Annotated in this window: 17 protein-coding genes; 2 read left to right on the top strand and 15 right to left on the bottom strand. The window is 67.4% G+C overall.

What is annotated here, in order from left to right; translation table 11 throughout:
• Window positions 1-72: 72 nt before the first annotated feature.
• Together RVX_RS10840 and RVX_RS10835 are read left to right on the top strand one after the other, a co-directional pair.
• Window positions 73-897, top strand: a complete 825-nt coding sequence (locus RVX_RS10840; RefSeq protein WP_116305866.1) for a nitroreductase family protein — start codon at window positions 73-75, stop codon at window positions 895-897.
• A 343-nt stretch (window positions 898-1,240) separates the two neighbouring features.
• Window positions 1,241-1,783 (top strand): hypothetical protein, encoded by a 543-nt coding sequence (locus RVX_RS10835; protein WP_116305865.1) that lies wholly within the window; start codon window positions 1,241-1,243, stop codon window positions 1,781-1,783.
• An 84-nt stretch (window positions 1,784-1,867) separates the two neighbouring features.
• Here the strand turns inward: RVX_RS10835 and RVX_RS10830 are convergent, their stop codons facing one another.
• The 15 genes from RVX_RS10830 to RVX_RS10760 form a co-directional block, all read right to left on the bottom strand.
• Complete coding sequence (locus RVX_RS10830; protein ID WP_116305864.1) at window positions 1,868-3,499, bottom strand: gamma-glutamyltransferase family protein; 1,632 nt, start codon at window positions 3,497-3,499, stop codon at window positions 1,868-1,870.
• A gap of 167 nt (window positions 3,500-3,666) precedes the next feature.
• Entirely contained in the window at window positions 3,667-5,442 is a 1,776-nt protein-coding gene (locus tag RVX_RS10825; RefSeq protein ID WP_116305863.1) for a YcaO-like family protein, read from the bottom strand.
• Between the two features lie 1,573 nt (window positions 5,443-7,015).
• Window positions 7,016-7,747 (bottom strand): 1-(5-phosphoribosyl)-5-[(5-phosphoribosylamino)methylideneamino]imidazole-4-carboxamide isomerase, encoded by a 732-nt coding sequence (gene hisA, locus RVX_RS10820; RefSeq protein ID WP_116305862.1) that lies wholly within the window; start codon window positions 7,745-7,747, stop codon window positions 7,016-7,018.
• On the bottom strand, window positions 7,744-8,415 hold the full coding sequence (locus RVX_RS10815; RefSeq protein WP_116305861.1) for a hypothetical protein: 672 nt from the start codon (window positions 8,413-8,415) through the stop codon (window positions 7,744-7,746). Before RVX_RS10815 ends, hisA begins: the two co-directional genes overlap by 4 nt.
• Window positions 8,415-9,005 (bottom strand): imidazoleglycerol-phosphate dehydratase HisB, encoded by a 591-nt coding sequence (hisB, locus tag RVX_RS10810; protein ID WP_007527655.1) that lies wholly within the window; start codon window positions 9,003-9,005, stop codon window positions 8,415-8,417. Before hisB ends, RVX_RS10815 begins: the two co-directional genes overlap by 1 nt.
• A gap of 62 nt (window positions 9,006-9,067) precedes the next feature.
• Window positions 9,068-9,853 carry a twin-arginine translocase subunit TatC gene (gene tatC / locus RVX_RS10805; RefSeq protein ID WP_116306538.1) on the bottom strand — a complete coding sequence of 262 codons (786 nt, stop codon included), beginning with the start codon at window positions 9,851-9,853 and terminating at the stop codon, window positions 9,068-9,070.
• Window positions 9,854-10,278: 425 nt separating this feature from the next.
• Window positions 10,279-10,599 carry a Sec-independent protein translocase protein TatB gene (gene tatB / locus RVX_RS10800; RefSeq protein ID WP_116305860.1) on the bottom strand — a complete coding sequence of 107 codons (321 nt, stop codon included), beginning with the start codon at window positions 10,597-10,599 and terminating at the stop codon, window positions 10,279-10,281.
• A 194-nt stretch (window positions 10,600-10,793) separates the two neighbouring features.
• The gene (gene guaA / locus RVX_RS10795) at window positions 10,794-12,341 is read right to left on the bottom strand and encodes a glutamine-hydrolyzing GMP synthase (RefSeq protein WP_116305859.1); all 1,548 of its coding nucleotides are present in this window, start codon (window positions 12,339-12,341) and stop codon (window positions 10,794-10,796) included.
• 248 nt (window positions 12,342-12,589) lie between these two features.
• Window positions 12,590-14,050 carry an IMP dehydrogenase gene (guaB, locus tag RVX_RS10790; RefSeq protein WP_116305858.1) on the bottom strand — a complete coding sequence of 487 codons (1,461 nt, stop codon included), beginning with the start codon at window positions 14,048-14,050 and terminating at the stop codon, window positions 12,590-12,592.
• 405 nt (window positions 14,051-14,455) lie between these two features.
• Complete coding sequence (locus tag RVX_RS10785) at window positions 14,456-15,073, bottom strand: tetratricopeptide repeat protein (RefSeq protein WP_116305857.1); 618 nt, start codon at window positions 15,071-15,073, stop codon at window positions 14,456-14,458.
• Window positions 15,063-15,203 (bottom strand): CcmD family protein, encoded by a 141-nt coding sequence (locus RVX_RS10780; RefSeq protein WP_116305856.1) that lies wholly within the window; start codon window positions 15,201-15,203, stop codon window positions 15,063-15,065. The genes RVX_RS10785 and RVX_RS10780 overlap by 11 nt, the downstream gene beginning before the upstream one ends.
• Before the next feature lie 217 nt (window positions 15,204-15,420).
• The gene (locus tag RVX_RS10775) at window positions 15,421-16,107 is read right to left on the bottom strand and encodes a cytochrome c biogenesis protein (protein WP_116305855.1); all 687 of its coding nucleotides are present in this window, start codon (window positions 16,105-16,107) and stop codon (window positions 15,421-15,423) included.
• Between the two features lie 64 nt (window positions 16,108-16,171).
• Window positions 16,172-16,849, bottom strand: a complete 678-nt coding sequence (locus RVX_RS10770; RefSeq protein ID WP_116305854.1) for a heme exporter protein CcmB — start codon at window positions 16,847-16,849, stop codon at window positions 16,172-16,174.
• Complete coding sequence (locus RVX_RS10765) at window positions 16,843-17,502, bottom strand: ABC transporter ATP-binding protein (RefSeq protein WP_116305853.1); 660 nt, start codon at window positions 17,500-17,502, stop codon at window positions 16,843-16,845. The genes RVX_RS10770 and RVX_RS10765 overlap by 7 nt, the downstream gene beginning before the upstream one ends.
• Window positions 17,502-19,427 carry a heme lyase CcmF/NrfE family subunit gene (locus tag RVX_RS10760; protein ID WP_116305852.1) on the bottom strand — a complete coding sequence of 642 codons (1,926 nt, stop codon included), beginning with the start codon at window positions 19,425-19,427 and terminating at the stop codon, window positions 17,502-17,504. Before RVX_RS10760 ends, RVX_RS10765 begins: the two co-directional genes overlap by 1 nt.
• Window positions 19,428-19,563 lie beyond the last annotated feature (136 nt).

Genomic DNA, 19,563 nt, shown 5'->3' with positions numbered 1-19,563 from the left:
TTACACGCGGCGTGAAGCGGGGCAAACCGGCACCTGTGGCCATTCGGGCCACGGATCACAGGGAGGAAGTTCATGCCGTTTTTTGAAGTGGACGCGCAGAAATGCAAGCGCGACAATATCTGCATCGATGAATGCCCCATCCGCATCCTGATCGCCGACAAGGAAACCGGCGTGGCCAAGATGCGCCAGGGCGCCGAAGACGCCTGCATCCGCTGCGGCCACTGCGTGGCCGTCTGTCCGAGCGGGGCCGTGCGCCTCGCGGGCATGCCCTTCGAGGAATTCACCCCGGTGAACCGCGAACTGGCCGTCACGCCCGACGCGGCGGAACAGTTCCTGCGCGGCCGCCGGTCCATCCGCACCTTCAGGGAGCAGCCGGTGGAGCACGACGTGCTGGCCCGGATCATGGACACCGTGCGCTGGGCACCCACCGCCAGCCACCGCCAGCCGGTGCGCTGGGTGATGGTGGAAGACCCCGGCCGCACCCGTGAAATTGCCGCGCTGATCATCGACTGGATGCTCTACCTGCGCGAACACGACCCGGAAACCGCCAAGCGCCACAACGTGGCCGGGCTTATCGCCGGGTCGCGCAAGGGCGTGGACCTGGTGTTGCGCGGCGCGCCGCACATCGCCGTGGCCTGCTGCGACGGGGCCGCCACCTGGCCCGCCGTGGATTCGGCCATTGCCCTCACCTATCTGGAACTGGCCGCCCATGCCCACGGTGTGGGCGCCTGCTGGGGCGGCTACTTCACCTACGCGGCCAACGCCTACGCCCCCCTGCGCCAACTGCTGGGCCTTGGCGAGGGCGAGCGGGTGCAGGGCGCGCAGATGCTGGGGTACGCCAAGTACCGGTACCGCCGGATACCGTGGCGCAGGCCCCTGCCCATCACCTGGAAATAGCCCAGCGAGAATCGCGGGCGCTGACGGCGTCAAAACCGGTTTCCGTTCGGGTCATGTACCAAAGACGTACACTCCCCTCGCGGAAACCGGTTTTTTCTTGTCTTCGCCGTGGGCTTCCAGCGGGGGGCTGCTACCCGCGCGGAGCATGGGCGATGACTGCGTCAAACACATTTTCGCTTCGGGGCATGTACGGTAAATGATCTGACGGCCGCACGACGTCGTGACGCGCGGAGGGCGCGTTGTCCGAGTGTGGCCCGAGTGTGGCCCGAGTGTGTCATGCTGCGCCTGTATTCATGGGAGTGTTCATAAAATCAACATGCTGCGAAATGATAAGGAGCACGGGATGAGCGGAAGGGATGAAAAGGACCGGTTCGACACCACGGGGTTCGTCATGCGCAAGCAGGATGTGGGCGAGGCCGACGCGGTGATGACCGTTTCGCGCGCGGGACGCAGGCCCCCCTTCGACCCGGGGGCGGAGCGCATCGTCATTCTGGGGCTGCCGGGCAGCGGCAGGCGGCGGTTGGCGGAACTGGTGGCGGAGCGCTTCGGCATGCAGGCGGCAGCGCCCGAGGACGAGACCGCGCCGGAGGTGGTGACCGAGCTGTGCTGCCGCACGGGGCTGGTGCTGGCGGCGCCCGTTTCCGCCGTGCGCGACGATGCGCTGCGGGCCTGCCTGCGCGACGGGGCGCGGGTGTTCTACATGATGGCCAACCCGGTGCGGCTGGCCAACGAACTGGGGCTTTCCGGCGAGGCTGGCGAGAAGTTCTGCCGCGAGGCGCTGGAACTGGAAACCCTGTGCATGGGCGTGCTGCACTTTCTGCTGCCCGACGGGCGTTCGCCGGAGCAGCTGGTGGACAACGTGTGCGAGAACCTGGGCGTGAGGTAGCCCGCGCGTTTTGTCGTCTGTCCGTGTCGGCCAGGGACCGTCACGGACGGGAGCATCGGGAAGGCATGCGGGCAGCGGATAGGGTTACCACGCGGCCACACAGCCGTCGCCGCGCGGGTCGGCCGCGCCTTCCAGCGTGCCGCCCGGGTGGCGCACGATGGCCCCGGCGTGGCCCATGACCGGGTCGTAGTCGTCCACCACGCGCACGGGGTGCCCTGCCGCGCGCAGCCCGTCGGCCACGGAGGGGTCGAAGCGTCCCTCCAGGCGCAGCGATACGGCGTCGTCCCCCCAGGTGCGTCCCAGCAGCCAGCGCGGGGCGCTGACGGCCCGCTGCAACGGCTGGCCGAAGACCACGTGGCGGGTGAACACGGCGGCCTGGGTCTGGGGCTGGCCTTCGCCGCCCATGGTGCCGTATGGCATGACCCGGCCGTCGGCCAGCAGGGCCATGGCCGGGTTCAGGGTGTGGAACGGCTTGCGGCGGGGGGCGAGCGCGGCGGGGCCGACGCCGCGCAGATTGAAGCCGCAGCCCCGGTTCTGCCAGGCGATGCCGGTGCGCGGCAGCACCACGCCGGAGCCGAATTCGAAGAAGATGCTCTGGATGCAGCTGACGGCGCGGCCCTGGGCGTCCACCGCGCCCAGCCATACCGTGTCGCCGCCGGAGGGCGGCGCGGGCCACGGCAGGGCGCGGGCCATGTCCACGTCGCGGGCAAGGGCGTCCAGCCGGTCGGCCCGTAGGGCTTCGGCCGCCGGATAAGGGGCGTGGTCCGGGTCGCCCACCAGGCCGTCACGCATGCGGAAGGCGCGCTTGGTGGCCTCTACGACGGCATGGACATGCGTGAACGTGTCCGGCGCGAAGGTTTCCGGCCGGCCCGCCCCGCCAGTCAGGTCCGCACGGCGCAGCCGGTCGAATATCCCGAGGATGCACAGCGACGCCACCCCCTGCGAAGGGGGCGGCAGGTTGAACACCTGGCCTTGCGGCAGGCGCAGGGACAGCGGCGCGACCAGCGATGCCCGGTGCTCCGCGAGGTCCGCCGCTGTGAGGGGAGAGCCCGCTTCGGCAAGGTCGGCGGCCATGGCGGCGGCCAACTGGCCCCGGTAGAAGTCGTCCAGCCCCCGTCGGGCTAAGGTGCGCAGGGTGTCGGCCAGGGCGGGCAGGCGCAGGGTGGCCCCCTCCGCCGGGCACGTTCCGCCGGGCAGGAACTGCGCGGCGAAGCCGGGCTGGGCCGACAGCGTTTGCAGATTGGCCCGCACCAGCGCATGGTGCCCGGCGGTGACGGCAACGCCGTGCCGGGCGTGCCATTCCGCCTCTTCCAGCAGGCGGGCCAGGGGCAGGGCTGGCCCCCACGCGCGGGCGTGGTCCAGCGCCGCCGCCCAGCCGGACACGGCCCCGGCCACGGTGATGGCGGCCAGCGGGCCGCGCCGGGGAACTTCGTGGGCGTGGCCTGCCGCGCGCAGCATGTCCACGGTCACGGCCGCGCCGGAGCGCCCGCTGGCGTCGATGCCCACGGGCGCGGGCGCGCCGGGTTCATGAATCAGCCAGAAACCGTCGCCGCCAAGGCCGGTCATGTGCGGATAGACGGCGCACAGGGTGGCGGCGGCCGCCACCACGGCCTCCACGGCGTTGCCGCCCTCGCGCAGGATGGCCAGCCCTGCCTGCGAGGCGAGGTGGTGGGGGGTGACGACCATGCCCCTGCGGGCGCGCGGCGTGTGCAGCATGACCGGGCTCCTTGGTAGTTTGCGCCAGCGACGTGCGAGGGGTGCGTGACGTCCGCAACACCGCTGCCAGGGCGATGCCCCCTCTATAGAAAAGTTTGTGGAGGGGAATGGGGGCTTGGGGGAAAGGGGAGGAACTTTGCAAAGTTCCTCCCCTTTCCCCCAATTGATTACCCTCTCAGATGCAGATAGTTGCGGAACAACCGGCGGCTCATGCGCGACCAGGTGTCGAAGTCTGCGGTGGATTCCAGCCCGGGCACCAGCGCCTTGACCACGGGGAATTCGAGGTCTTCGCGGGTCAGTTCCACATACACGGGGGCCATGCGGTTGACGGCGAACAGCCCTTCCAGCAGCGCCAGGTTGCGCTGGGGCGATTCCAGGGTCAGGTCGGGCAGGTCTTCCAGCCTGCGTTCCGGCAGGCCGCGCACGCCAGGGCCGGAGGGGCCGCCGTTGGGGTAGGGGAAGGGGGTTTCGGTCATGGCGGAAAGCACGGCGCGGCGGCCGGAAAGGCCCGCGCCGGTGCCGCGCGCCACCTGGCCGCGCGGCCCCACCACGAAGCACTTGTAGCAGGGCACGCCGAATCCTGTGGTCAGGTCCTGGAACTGGATGTGGATGCCGCGCGCGGCATAGTCGTCAAGCAGGGCCTGCAGACGCGCGTCGTCGGTGACCAGCCGGAAACACTGGGAACGGTCGTAGGGCATGGTGGCTTCGGCGTCGCGCTCGAGGATTTCGGTAAGCGCGGCCACCTTGGCCTCGGCCATGATGTTGCCGGTGGCGAGGCCGGTGGAGCCGGAGGCCGAGAACAGCGCGATTTCGTCCAGGTTGCAGAACAGGTAGGCCATCTGCGCGGGCACCAGCACCGGGCGTGAGCCGCCGTCGTCATCGGGGGTGTGCCCGGCGAGCCAGTACAGGGGCTGGTCCTGGTAGGGGGCCTCCAGCGGGATGGCCTGCGGGGCCAGCGCCTCGCAGCCGTCGGCCAGCAGTTCGGACAGGCGGGCCCGGACCAGCGGTTGCGGGGTGGCCCGGTCGAGCACGTGCAACTGCCCGTCGATCTCGCCCACGGAGACATACGACGAGGCGCGCTCCACCATCTCCATGGCGTACGAGGCGCGCGCGTCGGCCAGGGACAGGCCGCGCCCGTAGGTGGTGCCCTCGCCCTTCAGGGTGTAGTCGAGCGCGCCGCAGCGCACGGTCATGTCAACGTTCCAGCGGCGCAGCAGGGCGATGGGCGACAGGGACGCCTCGTGGCGCATTTCCTGGCCCGCAATGATGCCGTTCTCCACCAGCCGCTCCAGCGCGAGGGACGCCGTTTCGTGTGACGGTGGGCGTTGCCACGGGGAGGATTCCGCCGGTTCCAGCGCGAGGAAGGCGCGGATGTCGGCGGCGGTGACCACCGGACGGTCCGGGCCGTCCAGGGTTTCGGCCGGGTCGTACAGCGGGGGGATGTCCATGTCTTCGAGCTGCGGCAGCATGCGGTGGTTGTGCATGTTGTCGCGGAACACCTCGCACCAGGCGCGGTGCAGGTCGCGGTCGGGCTGGGCGTGCCAGCGCAGGCCGATGTGCGGGGTGGCGGCCTCGATGGCGGCAAGGACTTCCGGCGCTGGAGAGGCGTCCGCCGTGCGGATGAGGTCGGAAAGATCGGGGTTCAGCAGGCACGCCTCACGCAGCAGGGCGGCGGTGGCGGGGCGGGCGGCGCTGTCCAGGTCGTCCAGCAGGGCGGACATGCGTTCGGCCGGAAAGGCGGCGGCAAGGCGCAGCAGATGGCTGTGCAGGAATTCATCGAGGGGCGCGGCTTCCAGCCGGGTGAGGCACTGTTCGAAAGTCATGTCTGCCGGGGGCTCACAGGCGAAATAGCCAGTGGTGGCCTCCGTGGAGGTGTGCGTGTAGCGGTAGTGCAGGGTGGGGAGGGGGGCCGGGCTGGTCGTGGGCTTGGTCGGGTCGGGCATTAGTCCTCCGTGAGTGTGCGTGCGGATGGCATAGCGTATGGGGGGGCAAGGGGGGAAGGGGGCAAGAGATGTTGTGCGTTGTTTCACCCGGCCTCTACGAAGACAGTCGCGCCCTGTTGACCACGCCCGATCTCGTTATGCCTCCGGCGGGCAAGGGGCCATTGAACGATGGCCCCTTGCATCCCCGCGTTCCAAGGGGCTGCGCCCCCTGGACCCCGGCGTTTCTTGCACCGCATTCTTGCGCCGGGCAGCTTCCCTGCGGCGCTGGCGCGCCTCCGGGCGATCTGCCCGGCGGAATGCGAATGTGCACATATCTCTCGCAGTCTTGGCAAAGGTCCGAGGTGTGCCCTTGCCGTTGTGCGGTTTGCGGTGCACCCGCAACGCCGGAGCTTCCGCCGTCGCAAAGCCTCCGGCGGCGATCTCCGGCAGCGGGCGCAATCCGCGCGGATGTTGTGCTTTGTCTGGGGAGTTTGGCGCATTGCAGGATGCACAGGTGCGTCTGATATGAATTGCTGCCCAGTTCTTGGCTGAGTGCTGACGCTCACTATTTATCATGTTGGTATGTTAGAGGCGCGGGAAACCTGTGTGCGGTGATATCTATCCATAGCCGGAGATTGTCACCGGAAGCTTTGCAACGGCGGACGTTTTGGATGTATGGGTGCGTGGGGGACACGGTCTGACTTTCATGCGGAGTTCAAAGGAAACGTCTCGTGCGTAGAAGCATGTGCCGCCGGGCTTTGACGGCGGCACATGCGTCGGGCGTGGGTAGTGGCTCCTTCGTTGTGCGATACCACCGGGAGCCATGCGCGCATACGCATTCAGCCGGGCAGATCGCCCGGAGGCGCACCTGCGCCGCAGGGAAGCTGCCCGGCGCAAGAATGCGGCGCAGGATAAGCGCGGTTGAGGCAACTGCGTGTGGTTGTGCCTGCGAGAGCGACGTACGCATTGGCGCCACCGGCGGCAGATCACCCGAAGGCGCCCTGCGCCGAAGGGAAGCTGCCGCCGATGGGCGCCGCGTATGAGACGCCGGGGGTCCAGGGGAGGCGAAGCCCCCCTGGAGCGCGGGGTTGCAAGGGGGCCTCGCTAAAGGCCCCCTGCCCGCCGGAGGCATAACGAAATCGAGCGAGGTCAATGGGGCGCAACTGTCTTCGTAGAAGCCGTGCCCATCAACGCGCCAGCCCTCCACCCGCCGGAGGCATAACGAAATCGAGCGAGGTCAATGGGGCGCAACTGTCTTCGTAGAAGCCGTGCCCATCAACGCGCCAGCCCTCCACCCGCCGGAGGCATAACGAGATCGGGCGTGGCCAACGGGGTGCAACTGTCTTCGTAGAAGCCGTGCCCATCAACGCGCCAGCCCTCCACCCGCCGGAGGCATAACGAGATCGGGCGTGGCCAACGGGGTGCAATTGTCTTCGTAGAGGCCGGGCACAACAATGCACCCCCCCCTTCTCCTTCCCATTCCTCCACCCACCCACACACGCCAAACAACAAGGGGGCCGCGTTACCGCAGCCCCCTCGCTCAACTATCCAGCCCAAATCTCTCACGCGCGCGTGTTCACACCCACACCCCCACCTATTGCGCCGCAATCCACTCCATGGCCGCGTGCAGGTCGAGGGTGCCGGTATAGATGGCCCGGCCGGTGATGGCGCCTTCCACGCTGGACGTCAGCGTCAGCGGGTACAACGCCCGCACGTCTTCCAGCGTGGCCACGCCGCCCGCCGCGATGACCGGCACCGGGCACATGCCCGCCAGCCGTTCCAGCGCGGCCAGGTTCACCCCGGTCTGCATGCCGTCGCGGTCGATGTCGGTGTAGATGACGAAGGCGGTGCCCGCGTCCAGCAGGCGGGGCAGCACGTCGTCCACGGTCAGGCCGGAATCGGCCACCCAGCCCTTGGTCTTCAGCCTGCCGCCCTCGGCGTCCAGAGAGACGCCGATGCGCCCCGGAAAGGCCGCGCAGAGGCGGGCGTACAGGTCCGGTTCCTCCAGGGCCACGGTGCCGATGATCAGCCGCTCCACCCCGGCGTCGAGGTAGGCTTTCGCCGTTCCCTCGTCGCGGATGCCCCCGCCAAGCTGCACCGGCACGGAAAGGTCGGCGCAGATGCGGCGGATGAGGCCGAAGTTGGTTGGCATGCCGCTGAACGCGCCGTCCAGGTCGATGACGTGCAGCCACTTGGCGCCCTGGTCCTGCCAGTGGCGGGCCATGGCGGCCGGGTCGTCGGAAAACACGGTCTCGGCGTCGGCGCGGCCCTGCCGCAGCCGCACGCAGCGCCCGTCCTTGATGTCCACGGCGGGGAACAGGATCACAGACCAAACTCCTTGATGGCCTTGCGCATCCCTTCCTTGGCCAGGTCGATGGCGGACAGCCACTTGCCCTTGCGGCCCACGAACTTGCCAACTTCCAGCAGGTTGTCCGCGAGGCCCATCTGCTTTTCGTCGTAGTTGGAGCGCATGATCAGGGTGCCGCCCTTCACGTCGATGAGGAAGACATCCATCATGATGCTGGCCGATTCGGTGACGCCCATGTCGCCGCCCTTGCGTTGGCGCAGGTCGACGACCTGCGGCACCAGCAGAAAGTCCACGTCGGCCTTGCGGCCCACTTCCACCCAGTAGGCCAGGGCCTGCGGACGGCCGCCGGTGCGTCCGCCCGCGGTGGCGGCCAGCGAGGGCTTGGTGGCGGCAAAGCTGTACACGCGCTTGGTCTCGGCGCGCAGGATGTCGCCGAAGGCGCGGTCGAGGTCGGCGAAGGTTTCTTCCTCCACCTTGGCCTGGTCTTCGGGGATGTACCCGGCCAGCAGGTCGGCCATGACGGTGGGCTGGGTGAAGGCGGCCACGCCGATGGTGGCGTCGGGCAGCGGGGCGGGGCCGCGCTGCTTCTGGGCGCAGCCGGGCAGCGCGGCAAGCAGGGTGAGGACGAGCAGCGCGAGCAGCGCGCCCGACACCGGGAAGGCGATGAAACCACGATGGGTACGCATCAGTCTAGGCTCCCTTTGGTGCTGAGCAGCGTCTCGCGGTCACGGCGCACCGCCTGCCGCAGGGCAAGTCCCAGCCCCTTGGCGGCGGATTCCAGCAGATGGTGACCGTTCCTGCCGTACAGGAACGAGACGTGCAGGTTCATGCGGGCGGCCGACGCGAACGCCTTCAGGAATTCGCGCCACAGGTCGCGTTCCTGCCCGGCGATGACGGGCGGCAGCAGATCGTCCCCGCGCCATTCAAGCCACGGGCGTCCGGAAATGTCGATGCACACTTCGGCCAGGGCCTCGTCCATGGGCACGCGGGCAAAGCCCACGCGGGCGATGCCCGCCCTTTCGCCCAGGGCCTCGGCCAGGGCCTGGCCAAGGCACAGGCCCACGTCCTCCACGGTGTGGTGGGCGTCGATGTGCAGGTCTCCCGTGCAGGACAGGGTAAGATCGAACCCGGCCCAGAACGCGGCCAGGGTGATGACGTGGTCCGCCATGCCGAACCCGGTGTGCACGTTGACAAGGCCCTGCCCTTCCACCACGAGGTCGAGGCGGATGGAGGTCTCCTTGGTTTCGCGGAACACGGCGGCGCTGCGCTGGCTCATCTCGGGCTCCTTCCGGGGTACGGGGTTCATGTGCGTGGACCGTTGCCGTTCGCGGGGGAAGGCTAATCGCCCTGCACGATGGTGTCGGGCGTGGGCTTGTCGTCGTCGCCTTCCTCGCCTTCGCCGTCCTCTTCCTCCGTGCCGGGCTTCTTCTTGCCGAACACGGCGGCGACGAGAATGCTTATTTCATACAGCACAAGCATGGGGGCCGCCATCATCAATTGCGAGAAGACATCCGGCGGGGTGAGGATGGCGGCCACGATGAAGATGGCGAGGATGGCGTACTTGCGGGTCTTGCGCATCCACTGCGCGGTGACGAGGCCAAGCCGCGCCAGAAAGAAGGCGAACAGCGGCATCTCGAAGATGAGGCCGAAGGCCAGCAGCATCTTCAGGGTGAAGCCCAGGTATTCGTCCAGCTTGGGCATGGGCTCGATGATGTCGGTGGCGAAGCCCACGAAGAACTCGAAGGCGTAGGGGAAGACCTGAAAATAGCAGAACGCCGCGCCCGCCACGAAGAACAGGGCCGAGGCCCCGGCGATGGGGATGATGTGGCGTTTCTCGTCGTCGTAAAGGCCGGGCGCGATGAAGGACCATAGCTGGTAGAACAGGTAAGGGCTGGCCAGGAAGGCCCCGGCCACCAGCGCCACCTGCATGTAGACGAAGAACGCCTCTGGCAGCGCGGTGTAGATCAGCTTGCCGCCTGCGGGCAGCGCCCTGGTCAGGGGGATCATCAGGTAGTTGAAGAGCTGTTCGGCAAAGCCGTAGCAGGCGAAAAACCCCACCGCCAGCGCGATGAGGCAACGCACTAGGCGCACGCGCAATTCGGAAAGATGGTCCAGCAGGGTCATGGGGCGGCCGCCTTCGGCGGCTTCTTCCGCTTCCTTGCTGGCGCGGTCCACGGCTTCTGCCAGGTCGCGGGGGGGGGCGGAGACCACGGCGGTTTCCGTGGCGTCGGGGGAAGGTGAGGCACTGTCCCCGGCGGATTCGGAGGCGGCAACGCCGGAGTCGGATCCGTCAGGCTCGTATTCGGCGGACGCGGCGGATTCACCGTCGGAAACGGCTTCCGTGGCTTCCCGTTCGAGGGCCTCCAAGGCATCGGCGTTGCGTTCGGCCGCGTCCGGGTCGTAGGCGTCAGGATCGCTCGTGCCAGAATCGCTCGTGTTCGGGGCTAGAGCGTCCTGATCGGAAACGTCCGCGGCTGAATCCCTGGCAGCGTCTTCGCGGTCGCCTTCGGACACCGGCTCCTTGGCGGCAGGGTCCTTGTCGTCCCGGCTCATGCGTTCTTCCCGGCGGCTTCAGCGGCGGGCTTGGCGGCTTCGGCCGTTTGCGCTTCGGTCCTTGGGGCTTCAGCCTTGGGGGCTTCGGCCTTGGCCTTGTCGTCGAAGAATTCCTTTTCGGCTTCCTTCTTGCGGCGCTCGTGATCCTCGAGATCAATCTCGGTGTTCAGCGTGCGCTGAAAGTCGGTGGAAACCCTGCGGAATTCACCCATGGCCTTGCCCAGCGTGCGTGCGATGTTGGGCAGGTTCTTGGGGCCGAGGACAATGAGGGCCACGACCATGATGACCAGAAGTTCCGTGCTGCCGATGCCGAACATTGAAGACAGACCGCCTTGGTTGCAGTGCTGCGGGCCGGGGCCGACGGTGCGGCGCTGCCCGGTCGTGCCGCGCCGTGGCGCGGCCCTTCGGCCTGATGCTGCGGGGCGTCGCGGGGGCCTTTCGGCCCCCGCGCGTCCGCCGGGCGCTCATCCAGGCATGCACTTGGGCGTGCACCTGGGCGAACGCTATCCGCCTATTCCCATTCGATGGTGCTCGGCGGCTTCGAGGAGATGTCGTAAACCACGCGGTTCACGCCCTTCACCTCGTTGATTATCCGGCTCGAAATACGCTCAAGCAGTTCGGAAGGCAAGCGCGCCCAGTCGGCCGTCATGGCGTCCACGCTGTCCACGATGCGCAGGGCGATGACGTGCTCGTAGGTGCGGCCGTCGCCCATGACGCCCACGGTCTTCAGCGGCAGCAGCACGGCGAAGCCCTGCCACACCTTGCGGTACCAGCCGGAAGACATCAGCTCGGCCTGCACGACCTTGTCGGCCTTGCGCAGGATGTCCAGGCGCTCTTCGGTGATCTCGCCGATGACGCGGATGGCCAGGCCCGGACCGGGGAAGGGATGCCGCCAGATGATGAAGTCCGGCAGGCCCAGTTCGCCGGCCACCTTGCGCACTTCGTCCTTGAACAGTTCGCGCAGCGGCTCGATGAGCTTCAGGTTCATCTTTTCGGGCAGGCCGCCCACGTTGTGGTGGCTCTTGATGACGGCCGAGGGGCCCTTGTGCGACACCGACTCGATGACGTCGGGGTACAGGGTGCCCTGCGCCAGGAAGTCCACGTGGCCAAGGGCTTTCGCTTCCTCGTCGAACACCTCGATGAAGGTGTAGCCGATGATCTTGCGCTTCTGCTCGGGGTCGTCCACACCTTCCAGCTTGTCGAGAAAGCGGCGCTGGGCCTGCACGTACTTCAGGTTCAGGTCGAAGTGCTCGCGCAGGTAGTCCACCACTTCCTGCCCTTCGTTCAGGCGCAGCACGCCGTTATCCACGAAGATGCAGTGCAGGCGCTTGCCGATGGCCTTGTGCAGCAGCACGGCCACCACGGTGGAGTCGATGCCGCCCGAAAGCGCGCACACCACGTGGCGGTCGCCCACGGTCTCGGCCATTTCCTTGATGGCGCGCTCCACGAACGAGGACATGGTCCAGTCGGCCTTCAGCCTGGCCACGTGGAACAGGAAGTTGCTGATGATGCGGGCGCCTTCCTCGGTGTGGTGCACTTCGGGGTGGAACTGCACGGCGTAGATGCGCCGGGCGTCGTCGGCCATGGCCGCCACGTCCAGGGTGGCGGTGCGGCCCACCACGGCAAAGCCGGGCGGGGGCGTCTTGACCTTGTCGCCGTGGCTCATCCACACGCGGGTGGGGGCGGACTTGTCGATGCCGTCCCACAGCGGGCAGTCGCCCAGCAGGGTAAGGTCGGAGGGGCCGTATTCGCGGGTTTCCGAGGTGGCCAACTGGCCGCCCAGGTTGTGCCCCAGAAGCTGCATGCCGTAGCAGATGGCCAGCACCGGCACGCCAAGTTCCAGCAGGCCCTTGTCCAGGGTGGGGGCGTCGGCCTCGCCCACGCTGGCCGGACCGCCGGACAGGATGACGGCGGCGGGCTTCATGGCGCGCACCTGATCCGCCGTGACGATGCAGGGGTGGATTTCGGAATAGACGCCGGCCTCGCGCACGCGACGGGCGATGAGCTGCGTCACCTGCGAACCGTAGTCGATGATGATGACCTTGGTCTGTGCTTCCATGTGCTGTCCTCTGTCGCCCGCGCGGGGTGCTTCGGGCAATCGTGATATGCGTTGTGAGGCCGTGGTGTCTGGTTGGGCGCTTGCACGGAGGGCTTTTTTGCCTTTCTCCGTCAGTGCGCGACCTTGCCGCGAAGGGAGTTTCGGTTCCGGCAAGGAAGGCGAGGGGCGGCAAGGGGAGCGTACTCTTCGGTACGTGACCCGCGCCGCCTCCGATGCCTGACGCCGCCGGAACCGGAAATACCGAGCGGCTAGTTGTTGTCGATGCGGTAGTTGGGCGATTCCTTGGTGATGATCACATCATGCACGTGGCTTTCACGAAGCCCGGCGGCGGATATCTCCACGAACTGCGCCTTTTCCTGCAATTCCTTGATGTCGGCCGCGCCCACGTAGCCCATGCCCGAGCGCAGGCCGCCCACAAGCTGGTACAGGCTTTCGGCCACCGGGCCCTTCACGGGCACGCGGCCCACGATGCCTTCGGGCACCAGCTTCTTGCTCTTTTCCTGGAAGTAGCGGTCGGAGCTGCCTTCCTTCATGGCGTCGATGGAGCCCATGCCGCGATAGATCTTGTACGAGCGGCCCTGGTAGAGAATGGTTTCGCCCGGGCTTTCGTCGGTGCCCGCGAACAGGCTGCCGATCATCACGGTGTCCGCGCCCATGGCGATGGCCTTCACCACGTCGCCCGAGAACTTCACGCCGCCGTCGGCGATGATGCAGCGGCCAAGCTCACGCGCGGCGCGCACCGATTCGAGAATGGCGGTCACCTGGGGCACGCCCACGCCCGCCACGATGCGGGTGGTGCAGATGGAGCCGGGGCCGATGCCCACCTTCACGGTGTCCGCGCCAGCCTTAAGGATGGCCTTCGCACCCTCATAGGTGGCCACGTTGCCCGCCACCAGCTGGCACTTGGGAAAGGCCCCCTTGACCATCTCTATGGCGCGCAGCACGTTGCGCGAATGGCCGTGGGCGGAATCAAGCACCAGAAAATCCACGCCCGCGCCGAGCAGGGCGCTGGCCCGCTCCTCGCAGTCCTTGCCGATGCCGAGCGCCGCGCCCACGCGCAGGCGACCGTTGTCGTCCTTGCACGAGTTCGGGTACTTCTGCACCTTGTCGATGTCTTTCATGGTGATGAGGCCCTTCAGGCGGTTGCCCTCGTCCACCACCAACAGCTTCTCGATGCGGTGCGCGTGCAGCAGGTCCTTGGCCTCGTCCAGAGTGGTGCCCACGGGCACGGTGACCAGGTTCTTGCTGGTCATCACCTCGCGTACCTGGGTGCCTTCCAGGTCCTTGACGAAGCGCACGTCGCGGTTGGTCAGAATGCCCACCAGTTCGACCCCGCGCACCACCGGCAGGCCGGAGACGCGGTATTCGGCCATCAGCTCCAGGGCCTGGCGCACGGAATAGTCGGGGTCGATGGTCACGGGGTCGATGATCATGCCGCTTTCGGACTTCTTGACCTTCTCGACCTCTATGCGCTGGCGGTCCACGGGCATGTTCTTGTGGATGACGCCGACGCCGCCGTTGCGGGCCATGGAGATGGCCATGCCCGAATCGGTCACGGTGTCCATGGCGGCGCTGAGGAGGGGGATGTTGAGGCGGATTTCGGGGGTGAGCCAGGTGGAGACGTCCACGAGGTCGGGGGTGACTTCGGAATAGCCGGGCTGCAGCAGGACGTCGTCGAACGTCAATGCCTTGCACACGATCTTGCTCATGATCTCTCTCCGGGCGGGTTGGTTGGAGCGTCCGGGCCGCGCGGCTCCGGACCGTTTTCCCCGTCTGCCTCCGAACGAAGGGCGGGTCGTTGGGCTTGGCAGGTTTGACAAATATGTCAAAATTTAATCAACCATCATACTGGCCGGGCGGGCAAATTGTCAAGATTCGGGTTGGTCCGTCAACCAGCAGGCGTGGGCCATGCGCCGTTGGCGGCCGCAAGGTTGCTCCTCCTTGCCATCTGCCCCTTCCAGCCTATCCCGCCGTCCGGTCCGTCAAATCCTTCCCGTCCGTCCGGGTCGGTTCGTCACAGGGCGGCCTGATGGAGAAGCAGGCCCCCAGCCAGCCGTGAATGCGCGGAAGGGGCGGTGTCCCGCCCCTTCCGGTGGTGTCGGGCCAGCGGCCCGCTATTGTTTCTTGTTCTGCTGCGTTTTGTCGCCGTGCACGGCGGATTCCAGTTCCTGCCGGGCCTGCGCCTTGAGATCCTCGGGGGCCTTGGGGTCGTCCACTATGGCCTTCAGGTGGGCGTTGCCCTTGGCTTCGGCCTTCAGATAGTGGCGGTACAGGATGCCGAGGTTGTAGCGCGCGGCGGGCTGGGGATCGAGTTCGATGAGCCGCTCGAAGGTTTCCGCCGCCTTGTCGAAGGCTTCCTGCTGATACTGCGCGATGCCCAGCATGTACAGCGGTTGCGGGTCCGCCGGGGCGGCCACCACGGCGCGGGCCAGAAAGCCTTCGGCGCGGGCCCAGTCGGAGTGGTCCAGAAAGTGCTGGCCAAGGGCGAACAGCGCTGCCGCGTCGTTGGGGTTCTGCTGCACCTTCTGCATCAGCGCGCCGACGATTTCCGTCTCGCCCGCGTGTTCTTCCTGCTGCGCGGCGGGCGCGCGGCCCGGCTGCACCAGCGAGGGGTTGGCCAGACGGTAGAGGAACGAGGCCCCCAACATGGCGGCAAGGCCCACGCACACGGACAGCAGGACCAGCCTGCGGCCGCCGTCCAGCGAATTCATGGTCAGGGTGCTATTTGTCATCGCCAAGCATCTCCATGTGGCGGATGCGCCGGTCCAGGGTCTGCTGCGAACGGGCCAGCAGGAACAGGTAGGCGCCGATGCCGAGCCACACGGCCGCGTTGGCGACCAGGAGCCATTGGGTACTTTCCATATTATGTTCTCCTACGGAACTAGGCTCTTTCCAAATGGTCTTTTCGCCCGCTGGCTGCGTCAAGCTTCGCCTTCCATGTCGGGCGAATACGAGAAGAGCGCGTTGCGGTCCTCATCCGTAAGGCTCGCAAGCTCGCCTAACGGCTGTGGCATGCGCCCTCATGGGCGGCTTGCTTTCCTTGCCAGCGAGCGAAAATCCTCATTTGTGACCGAAAGGTTCAGATGGTGGTTTCCGTCGCAAGCACGTCGATGCGTGCCGCCATGCGCCGCTGCGCCGCGCGCAGCCAGGTCAGCGCCACCCACAGAAAGCCGAAGGCGACGATGCAGGCGATGACGGTGGTCTTCATTTCCGGTTCCAGCCCGCCGCCCTTGGATGCGAACACGGCGGGGTGGATGGAGCGCCACAGCCGGGCGGACAGGAACACCAGCGGCACGTCGAGGAAGGCCACGATGCCCACCACGGCGGAGACGGTGCCCAGCCGCTCGCGCGGCAGGTCGAGGGTGCGCAGCACAAGGTAGCCCGCGTACACGAACCACATGACCAGGGTGGTGGTCAGGCGCGGGTCCCACGTCCACCAGACGCCCCAGGAATGGCGGCCCCAGATGGAGCCGGTGATGAGGGCAAGGCCGCTGAACAGCACGCCCACCTCGGCGGCCGCGCCGGACAGCGCGTCCCATTTCCAGTCGCGGGTGCGCAGAAAGGCGATGCTGGCCGCGAACACGGTAAGGAAGCTGATCAGCGACCACCACGCCAGCGGCATGTGGAAGTAGAAGATCTTCTGCACGATGCCCATGGTCTGTTCCACGGGGGCGTACACGAAGATCATGTATTGGCAGAGCGCGAGGGCCAGGCCCGCGACAATCCCGACAAGGGGCATCACGGGGGAAAGCCGGTTTGTTCGCATGGGTGCCTCGCTATAAGGGGTCAAGGGGGCCAGGGGGCAGAGCCCCCTGATCTGTTGCTTTCAGCTATTCTTCCCCGCCGTACACGAAGGGAAAGAGCACGATGCCCGCGCCAAGGAACAGCGCGTCGAAGGCGGCCACCAGCCCCAACCACGATTCCACCCCCTCGGGGATGTCATCGGCGAAGGCGGCGGCGCCCACCCGGATGCCCGCGAGCAGCACCGGGACAAGAAGTGGAAACAGCACGATGCTGAGCAGCGATTCGCGGGCCGCCTGGCCCTGCGACAGCGCGCCCAGCAGCGCGCCAAGCGCCACGATGCCAACGTCCGCCAGCAGAACGGTGGCCAGGCCCACGTGCCACAGGGGCGACACGGACTGGCCCAGGAAGACGATGGCGGCAGGCAGGAACACGGCCTGGGCGCAGAGCAGCAGGGTGAACCCGGCAATGCCCTTGCCCAGCCACACGGCCTGCACCGGCACCGGGGCCAGCAGCAGGCCGAAGCGCGCGCCGTTGGTTTCTTCCATGGAGAACAGGGTGTTGAAGATGAGCACCTGACAGAAGGCGGACGCCAGCCAGAAGATGGCGGCGGCCCCCTGCGGGCCCATCACCTCGCCCACCCGCTGCGACAGGCTGAACACGAAGATCAGCAACAGTCCCAGCAGCAGGGCCTGGACCAGGCCGGTGCCGCGTGACAGCAGCAGGCGCAGGTCCTTGGCGGCGATGGCGAAGGCTGCGTTCAGCATGCCACGGCCTCCGGGACGTATTGGTCGGCCGGGCCGCAATAGGCCACGCGCTTTTCGGCGATGGCCAGCACCCGGTCTGCCCGGGCAAGGTCCTCGGCCACGGAATGGCTGATCCAGACGATGCCCGCGCCCCGGTCGCGCGCGGCGGCGATTTCACGGTGCAGGATGGCCATTGACCGGATGTCGAGCCCGGTGCCCGGTTCGTCCAGCAACAGCAGCGACGGCGACAGCAGCAGCACCCGGGCAAGGTTCAGTCGCTGGGCCATGCCGCGTGAAAAGCCGCCCGCCCGTTCGAAGGCGAAGCGCTTCAGTTCCATGCGGTCAAGGGTCGCCAGCAGGGCTTCGTCGGAACAGCGTTCCGGCGAAAGGCCGTGCAGACGCGCCCAGAAGGCCAGGTTCTCGAAGGCGGTGAGTTCCGGATAGATGAAGGTCTGGTGGCCAAGGTAGCCAAGGGAGTCCTCGGCCACGCCGCGCTCCACGCTGCCCGCGCTGGGCCGGGAAAGCCCGGCCATGAGCTTGAGCAGCGTGGACTTGCCCGCCCCGTTGGGGCCGGCCAGCAGCGTCACCGTGCCGGGGGCCGCCTCGAACGAGACGTCCTTTATCACCAGCCGGTTGCCGTAGAACTTGGCGACCTTGGTCAGCCGCAGCAGCATCACGCGTCCCGCCCTTCTCCGGTGTCGTCGTCCGCATCACGCAGGGCGGCGGGGCGGCGCAGCCCCAGAAAGGGAGCGATGCACATCAGCGTGCCGCCTATCCACACCCAGTTCACCAGCGGGTTCACGCTCACCTTCAGGGTGGCCGCGCCTTCGGCGTCCACGCCCAGCAGGGTGGCGTACAACTCGTCGCCCAGGCCGAAGATGGTGGCCGCCTCGGCGTAGGCCTGGCGGTCGAACTTGGCGTACAGGCGGCGCTGGGGCGACAGCACGCCCACGGGCGAACCCTCGCGGGTGACGTTCAGTTCGGCCTCGATGAAGATGTAGCCCGCGCCTTCACCCTCGTACAGGTTCACGTAGCGCAGATCGTACTTGCCCAGCTTCACCGTGGCGTCGCGGGGAATCTCCACTTCCTGTTCCAGCTTGTACGGGCCGGAAAAGGCCACGCCCAGCACCATCAGTGCCAGGCCCAGGTGCACGCCGTGGGCGGCCAGCGAGGCGTTGTTGCGCCGCACGTGGCTTTCCGTGGTCAGCAGAATGATGATGCCCGCCACGCAGGCGGCACCCGCGCCCGCGCCCAGGGCGGCCATGGGCATGCGGTAGGCGTACCAGGTCATGGCGGTGACGGCGGCCATCACCCCCAGCACGGCCAGGAGCTTCGGCATGCTGCGCACGCCGCCCTTCCAGCCCAGCCAGGGGCAGATGGACAGCAGCACGGCAATGCCCGCGAACAGTGGCAGGCACACCCGGTTGTAGAAGGCGGGTTCCAGCCCCATGGGCTTTTCGACCCAGAATTTGCTGAACACGGGCCACATGGTGGCCACGAGGATGATGGCGGAAAGGGCCAGCAGCACCCACGCCACCAGCACCAGGAAGCCTTCGCGGCTGTCGATGCCGGAAAGGGGCTTGGCGTCGTCCTTGCGCCAGATCAGCGTCACCGCCACGGTGAGCGCGATGGAGGCCAGGATGAAGATCAGCAGCGGACGCCCCACGCCGCCGTCGCCGAAGGCGTGCAGCGAATCCACCACCCCGCTGCGCACCAGGTAGGTGGCGAAAAAGGCGGAGATGGTGGTCAGCGCCATGAGCAGGATGTTCACGCGGTGCAGCTTGCCGCGCCGCGATTCGATGACCGAGGTGTGCAGGAACGCGGTGGAGACCAGCCAAGGGATGAGCGAGGCGTTTTCCACAGGGTCCCACGCCCAGTAACCGCCCCAGCCCAGTTCCATGTACGACCACCAGCCGCCCAGCACGATGCCTGCGGTAAGGAACAGCCACGCGGTAAGGGTGAACGGCCGGGAAATGCCCGCCCACGCGCCCTCGCGGCCATAACCGTTGCTCATGGCCTGGGCCAGGGCGAGGCAGCCGGGGATGGCGAAGCCGCCGTAGCCCAGGAAGAGCAGCGGCGGGTGAAAGATCATGCCGGGGTTCTGGAGCAGCGGGTTCAGGCCGTTGCCGTCGGCCGGGGCCGGGGCGGCGGTGAGGAACGGGTTGCTCCACGCGGTGAGGATGAGCAGGAAGAAGGCCATGACGGCCAGGAAGAACAGCCAGTACCACAGCTTGGTCTGCGGGCTGAGGTCGCGGTAGCCCCCGGTGAGGGCGAAGATGACCCCGAACAGGGCCACGGACCACGCCCAGAACAGCATGGACCCGGCCTGCCCGGCCCAGAAGGCCGTCATGCGGTAGAACAGCGGCAGTGCGCGGTCTGTGTAGCTGGCGACGTAGACGAGCGAGAAGTCGAAGTTGACAAGGGCGTGCAGCAGCACCACGGATGCCAAGGTCATGAACCCGGTCAGCATCAGGTGCGCCTTTTCGATCCACGGCAGCGCCGTGGATCGCCCCTGCCACAGTTGCGCGGCCGCCGCCCCGGAGAAGAAGAGGGCGAAAAGCAGCGACGCGACAAGCAGCAAGTAGGCGGAAAGGTGCATGAAGTCTCCTGCCGATATGTGAGGGACGCGCGATGGCTGCGCGGTTGGCGACGTGGGCCGACCCTTGCCAAGGCATGGGCCGGGCTGCCTGGGCTGAACCGGAATGGGGTCAGCCTCGGGCCGCCGGAAGCCAGGC

This window comes from Nitratidesulfovibrio sp. HK-II (genome assembly GCF_003402415.2).
Classification (GTDB): Bacteria; Desulfobacterota; Desulfovibrionia; order Desulfovibrionales; family Desulfovibrionaceae; genus Cupidesulfovibrio.
This window is presented reverse-complemented; position numbering and strand designations above follow the sequence as displayed.

What these genes read in the sequence shown, in the direction of transcription:
- hisB (WP_007527655.1), bottom strand. Translation starts at nt 9,005, where the DNA reads ATGAGCCAGCGCAGCGCCGCCGTGTTCCGCGAAACCAAGGAGACCTCC.
- RVX_RS10835 (WP_116305865.1), top strand. Translation starts at nt 1,241, where the DNA reads ATGAGCGGAAGGGATGAAAAGGACCGGTTCGACACCACGGGGTTCGTC.
- RVX_RS10785 (WP_116305857.1), bottom strand. Translation starts at nt 15,073, where the DNA reads ATGACAAATAGCACCCTGACCATGAATTCGCTGGACGGCGGCCGCAGG.
- RVX_RS10775 (WP_116305855.1), bottom strand. Translation starts at nt 16,107, where the DNA reads ATGCGAACAAACCGGCTTTCCCCCGTGATGCCCCTTGTCGGGATTGTC.
- RVX_RS10770 (WP_116305854.1), bottom strand. Translation starts at nt 16,849, where the DNA reads ATGCTGAACGCAGCCTTCGCCATCGCCGCCAAGGACCTGCGCCTGCTG.
- guaA (WP_116305859.1), bottom strand. Translation starts at nt 12,341, where the DNA reads ATGGAAGCACAGACCAAGGTCATCATCATCGACTACGGTTCGCAGGTG.
- RVX_RS10830 (WP_116305864.1), bottom strand. Translation starts at nt 3,499, where the DNA reads ATGCTGCACACGCCGCGCGCCCGCAGGGGCATGGTCGTCACCCCCCAC.
- RVX_RS10840 (WP_116305866.1), top strand. Translation starts at nt 73, where the DNA reads ATGCCGTTTTTTGAAGTGGACGCGCAGAAATGCAAGCGCGACAATATC.
- guaB (WP_116305858.1), bottom strand. Translation starts at nt 14,050, where the DNA reads ATGAGCAAGATCGTGTGCAAGGCATTGACGTTCGACGACGTCCTGCTG.
- RVX_RS10780 (WP_116305856.1), bottom strand. Translation starts at nt 15,203, where the DNA reads ATGGAAAGTACCCAATGGCTCCTGGTCGCCAACGCGGCCGTGTGGCTC.
- tatB (WP_116305860.1), bottom strand. Translation starts at nt 10,599, where the DNA reads ATGTTCGGCATCGGCAGCACGGAACTTCTGGTCATCATGGTCGTGGCC.
- RVX_RS10815 (WP_116305861.1), bottom strand. Translation starts at nt 8,415, where the DNA reads ATGCGTACCCATCGTGGTTTCATCGCCTTCCCGGTGTCGGGCGCGCTG.
- RVX_RS10765 (WP_116305853.1), bottom strand. Translation starts at nt 17,502, where the DNA reads ATGCTGCTGCGGCTGACCAAGGTCGCCAAGTTCTACGGCAACCGGCTG.
- RVX_RS10825 (WP_116305863.1), bottom strand. Translation starts at nt 5,442, where the DNA reads ATGCCCGACCCGACCAAGCCCACGACCAGCCCGGCCCCCCTCCCCACC.
- tatC (WP_116306538.1), bottom strand. Translation starts at nt 9,853, where the DNA reads ATGACCCTGCTGGACCATCTTTCCGAATTGCGCGTGCGCCTAGTGCGT.
- RVX_RS10760 (WP_116305852.1), bottom strand. Translation starts at nt 19,427, where the DNA reads ATGCACCTTTCCGCCTACTTGCTGCTTGTCGCGTCGCTGCTTTTCGCC.